At 54.4% G+C, this 5,602-nt stretch carries 2 protein-coding genes; both read right to left on the minus strand.

Annotation, left to right across the window (positions count from 1 at the left end):
- Positions 1 to 1,033: 1,033 nt before the first annotated feature.
- Positions 1,034 to 2,854 carry a heme anaerobic degradation radical SAM methyltransferase ChuW/HutW gene (gene hutW, locus HMPREF2954_RS06625; protein WP_045072805.1) on the minus strand — a complete coding sequence of 607 codons (1,821 nt, stop codon included), beginning with the start codon at positions 2,852 to 2,854 and terminating at the stop codon, positions 1,034 to 1,036.
- Between the two features lie 384 nt (positions 2,855 to 3,238).
- Positions 3,239 to 5,443 (minus strand): TonB-dependent hemoglobin/transferrin/lactoferrin family receptor, encoded by a 2,205-nt coding sequence (locus tag HMPREF2954_RS06630; RefSeq protein ID WP_045072804.1) that lies wholly within the window; start codon positions 5,441 to 5,443, stop codon positions 3,239 to 3,241.
- Between the last annotated feature and the right edge of the window lie 159 nt (positions 5,444 to 5,602).

A 5,602-nucleotide genomic window follows, 5' to 3' on the forward strand; every position in this document is an offset into this window, starting at 1 on the left:
CTCTCCCTAACCCTCTCCCACGGGGAGAGGGGATGGGTTGGCAGGGAAGCTAAAAGTGGCAGAGAAGCCAAAAATGGGAGCAGTCGTAAAATGGTTCAGTTGTAGCGTGGGCTATGCCCACGATTTTGCTCCAACGGTCGTCTGAAATCTGTATTTGTTTTTAACGAAACTCGCTGTATTCGTTTTAACTTCATTGATACTGCGCTTTCAGACGACCTTGTTGTGTTTGAAGCCGTGTGGTCGTGGGCATAGCCCACGCTACTTCTTTTCAGTTTTCTTTTGTGGCAGAGCTTAGGTCGTCTGAAAACGGGCAAAGCGGGTTTTATAACAGCTGTCGTAGCGTGGGCTTTGCCCGCGGAATTGACTTTCCGGTTTGTGCTGTGCCCTCTCCCTAGCCCTCTCCCGCGGGGAGAGGGGGATGAGTTGGCGGGGAAACTCCAAGTGGCAGAGAAGCCAAAAATAGTTCAGTTGTAGCGTGGGCTTTGCTTGCGATTTTGCTTCAACGGTCGTCTGAAATCTGTATTTGGGTTTCAGCAAAACTCGCTGCATTCGTTTTAACTTCGTTGATGCTGTGTTTTCAGACGACCTTGTTGTGTTTGAAGCCGTGTGGTCGTGGGCATAGCCCACGCTACTTCTTTTCGGCTTTTCCGCGGCAGAGCGGTGGTCGTCTGAAAACGGGCAAAGCGGGTTTTATAACAATAGCCATGGGTGGGTTTTACCCGCGGAATTGACTTACCAGTTTGGTGTCGTGCCCTCTCCCTAACCCTCTCCCGCGGGGAGAGGGAATTGAGGATACTGAAATTCAACCATTTTTGGATTCTCTGCCACTTGGAATTTGTCAGCAAATCTATCCCCTCTCCCCGTGGGAGAGGGTTAGGGAGAGGGCGGTAAGCGCGAGCTTACTTTGTGGCAAACGCCAATCTTGCAGGCAGCCTGTCGAATTTCATCGGCTATTTACGATGCCGAAAGATTTTGTTTGTGCAGGAATGCGGCAATTTCTATCGGCTTCAGGCAAAGGTCGTCTGAAACCTGTTTAAGCCGCATCAAACAGTTTTCTCATGGCTTCGATTTGGTGTTGTTTCAGTTCGCCTGCTTCGTCGCGGCCGACGAAGATTTTGAACATGGCGCCGCCGTTGCGGTTGATGAAGTTGAGCGAACAGGTGGCTTTGCCCATAAACGGGCGTTCCAAAAGGTAGATGGCAGCGCAGTTTTCGTAATAGATATGACCGTGTACGCCGCCGTCGGTTTCGGGGTGGTCGAAGTTGTAGAAGCCACGGCCGACTTTGCCGCCGGGCAGTTTGCCGGTAACTTCGACGATGGCGTCGGGGGTGTGGGCGATGAAGGTGACGGCTTCGTCCCAAGCGGCGACGGCTTGGAGGATTTCGACGATGCGGCTGCCTTCGGTTTGGCGGATGCAGTTTTCGGGCAGGCAGCGGATGACGTCTTCAAAATTGCATTGGTTTTGCGCGGCAAGCATTTCGAGCACTTGGCCGGGATTTTTTTCCAATGATTGGCGCAACATGATTTGTTGTTCGGATGAAAGTTTTTGCATGGTTTGATCCTTTTCTTGGGTCGGAAGGGTGAGCATGAGTTTGCGGATGAGAGTAGGCGACCAGTAGCGGCCGCTGGTGTTCAGGCGGATGAGGCCGTCTGAACCTTGTTCTTCAAAGAGCTGCATTGCCTGCCATTGGGCAATCAGTTTCTGCGCGGCGGCGTTGCCGTCAAACAGCGAGGGATTCAGACGGCCTGTTTCCATGTCGTGCTGCACTTGTCCGAGCAGGGTTTTGTTCGGGCTGTGGCCGCTCATGAAGGCGATGTTTTTTTCGCCTGTCGGCGTGGCGAGGTAGCTATCCAAATCGCCCTGCACCTGATAGCTGAAGCCGCCGAGGTTGCCACCTGCGCCGGAGCCGAACGCCCAGCAAGGGATATTGGATTTGACCAGCGTGTTGTAGCGGTTGCGTTCGCCGCGGCCGGGATAGGCGAAATGGCTGTTGCTGACTTGGTTCCAGCCTTTTTGCGCCAGTGTTTCGACGGCGTAGGCGTATTGGTCGGCCTGAACGTCGAAACCGGGTGGGGCGGGAAATGCGCCTTTTTCCACCATGCGGTTGATGGGCAGCATGGGATAGAGGTTGAAGGCGTAGGTGTCGAGTCCGGACAAAGGCAGGGCGGTGGCGCGTTCGAGGTCGTTTTTCCAAACGGCGTCGGTTTGGTTGGGCAGGCCGAACATTAAATCGACAACGATAACAGCATTGATTTCACACAATTTTTCCAGATAGGCAAAGGCTTCGTCGCCGCCGTGTTTGCGGCCGAGGCGGCGGCGGATGGCGGTGTCGAAAGTTTGCACGCCGATGGAAATGCGGTTAGCGCCCGCTTCGATGCAGGCTCGGGCTTTTTCGATGTCGAAATGGCTCATGCGGCCTTCGATGGTGAACTCGCAGTCGTCGGCAATCGGCAGGTATTGGTAACAGGCACGGATGAGTCTGGCGAGGTCCGGGGTTTGCAGCGCGGTGGGCGTGCCGCCGCCGAAATAGACGGCGCGGATTTTGCCGTTGCCCTGACGGATTTCGGCTTCCGCCGCCATTTCTTCGATGATTTTGTCGGTGTAAACGCTGCTGTAACTCTCTTTCCATGCGTTGCGGTAGAAGCCGCAGAACACGCAGTGGTTGGCGCAGAAGGGGATGTGCAGATAAGCGAGCGCGTCGGAATCGGCGGCATGGGGGAGCTTCTGCCGCCAAATATTTTGCCATTGCGGACGGGGAATCGGTATGCCGCCCCATATCGGCATCAACGCCTGCCGTTCGGGAAAGGCTTTGGGCGCGGATTGGCGCGGTGTCCAAACAATCTGCTGTTCCATGGTTGATTAAAAATGATTATTAATCAGATTTGAAAATTAAATCACTGTCATCAGGCAGTGTCAAGGATGATGGAGCGGGGAAACGGAACATAAACAGTGTCGGCAGGTGAATAAATATAGTGGATTAACTTTAAACCAGTACGGCGTTGTCTCGCCTTAGCTCAAAGAGAACGATTCTCTAAGGTGCTGAGGCACCAAGTGAATCGGTTCCGTACTATATGTACTGTCTGCGACTTCGTCGCCTTGTCCTGATTTAGTTAATCCACTATATATTGGTGAAATGGTTTGAGGTCGTCTGAAAAATCAAAGGCTTGTTTTGCTTTTAGCCTTAGTGATGAAGCATTCAACTCATGGCTTGTTTTCAGACGACCTCTTGGATTCATGTTAAAACTTAAGCTGCACGCGGGCGGCGAAATTGCGGCCGGTTTCGGTGTACAAGTCCATCACGCTTGAGCGGCTCATGCCGGCGACGTCTGCGTGTTGCCAATATTTTTTGTTGCCGATGTTGTAAATGTTCGCGCCGATTTCGACGTTTTTAGACGGCTTGTACCACGCGCCGACATCCCATACGCCGTAGCCCGGCGCTTGGAAAACACTGTCGCTGCTGACGCGGCTGTGTTTTTTCGACCAGCGCAGTTTGGTATCGACGCCCCATTTTTCTTGTGCGTAGTCTAATCCCAAAACGCCGTTTAGCGGATAGGCGGAATCCAGCGGCGTACCGTCTTGCTGCTTGCCGCGCATCCAAGCGATGCTGCCGGAAACCTGCCAGCCCGGCAGGAATTTGTAGGCGGCGGAGGCTTCGGCACCGTAGGTTTTGACCCTATCCAGGTTTTGATATTGGTACTGGATAATCGGGCGGCCGCCTATGGTGGCAGTGCCGACTTCGGTGCGGTCGATGAAGTTTCGGTAACGGTTGTAGAACGCGGTAACTTGTGCGCGGGCGCGTTCGTTTTTGAACTTCATGCCCAATTCGAAGCTGTTGGAGCGTTCGGATTTGAGGTTGGCATTCGGGATGACGGCATAGCCGTAGGTCGTGTTGGCAAACGCCATGGTCGCGCTGTCAAACGGCGGCGTGCGGAAGCCTTGTGAATAGGTGGCGAAACCGGTGAACTGTTCTCCCATCGGTACGCTTAGGCGCAGGCTGGGCGTGAGCGCAGAATCGTTGAAGCGGGTTGCCGTGCCGTCGGGGTTGGCGTTGAGATAGGCTTGGTCGGTTTCGGTGGTCAGCCTGTCTTTTTCATAACGCAGGGCAGGGGTCAGGACGATGCTGTTGCCGAAGGTCAGGCTGTCTTGCGCGTACAGGCTGACGGTTTTGCGTTTGCTGTCGGGGAAGGTTTTGTTCGGATAGGTGCTGCCCGCATAGGTTTTGCTGACGGCGCCGGTCAGGTTGTCCACCGTCAGGCTGTCGCGCGGACGGGCGGTTTCCGTATGTTTGTATTCGGCACCGGCAACGACGGTTTGTTTGACCGCGCCGTCAAATTCCCACACGCCGCGTCCGGTCAAGCCGCGTATCACTTGCTCGAAGCCGTAATCGGAATAGCGGGTCGAGTTGCCCAGTTGGCGCGCGCCCATGCGGGTAATGCTGACATCGACGGCATCGTCTTCCGTGCGCAGTTTTTGCTGATAGGCGGTCAGGTTCGCTTCTTTCAGACGACCTTCGCCCGTATAGCGGTAGCCCGCTTCAATGCGTTGGCGGCGGATGCGGTCGCGGGCGTTGCTTTCCGAAGTCACCACCGTTACCGGTCCGCGCGATTGCGAACCCAAGCCGTTTGCCAACACGGTGTCGTTGGCGTGGTAATACTGTTCGTACAAGGTTTCAAAACGGTGGCGTTCGTTGCCGATACTGCCTTTTGCCAAAATATTGTAGGCATTGTTTTTCTGCGGATTGGTGGCGGTGCGCGAAGTCGAGTAGCTTTTGTCACCGCCCATGTTTTCCGTTTCGTGTCCTTGACGGCGCGTCAGCATCAGCAGACCTTCGGCGTTTTCATGGAAACCGGCGGCTGTCGCCGTTACGCCGTGGCTGCGGTCGCGGCTGCGGTAGCCGTATTTCAAACCGAAATGACCGCGTTTGTCCGCATCGACGAAATCACTCGGTGAGAGCGTGACCATGTTCACCACGCCGCCGAGCGCATCGCTGCCGTAGAGCGCGGAATAAGGTCCTTTGACAATATCGACCTGCTTGAGCGTGTCGCTTTCGACCATATCGCGTCCCGAAATCGCGCCGTTGGAACCGCCGCCCGCGTAGGATTCGGGAATGCGCACGCCGTCCACCATCATCAGGATGCGGTTGCCGTCTATGCCGCGGATATTGATGCCCGCATGACCGCGGCGGTTGTTATCAGATGGCACGCTGACGCCGGGTTCGTACAAAACGATGTCGTCCAAATTCTGCGCTGACGATTGGTTTAAGGTCTTGCGCCCGATAACCGACACATTCGGCGCAGCTTTGTCCAGCGTTTGCGCGTTGCGGTCGGCGGTAACCAACACGGGCGCCAGCTCTACTTGCTGGGCAGGCTGTACGTCCGCCGCATACAAATAATGTTGGGAAAACAATGCGCTTAAAGCGCAAACGACTGCCTTTTGTTTCATGAAGCGTTCCTATAAACCAAATAATAATCGTTTCTATTTATATTGTAATTTTGCGGAATGCGCAAGTTTTATGGCGAATCTAAGTGCATACGACAGTCAATATCCAAGACCTTTACCGCACAAACAAAAGGTCGTCTGAAAACCCGTATTTCAGGTTTT

Origin of the sequence: Neisseria sp. HMSC067H09, assembly GCF_001814135.1 — a bacterium.
Lineage (GTDB): Bacteria > Pseudomonadota > Gammaproteobacteria > Burkholderiales > Neisseriaceae > Neisseria.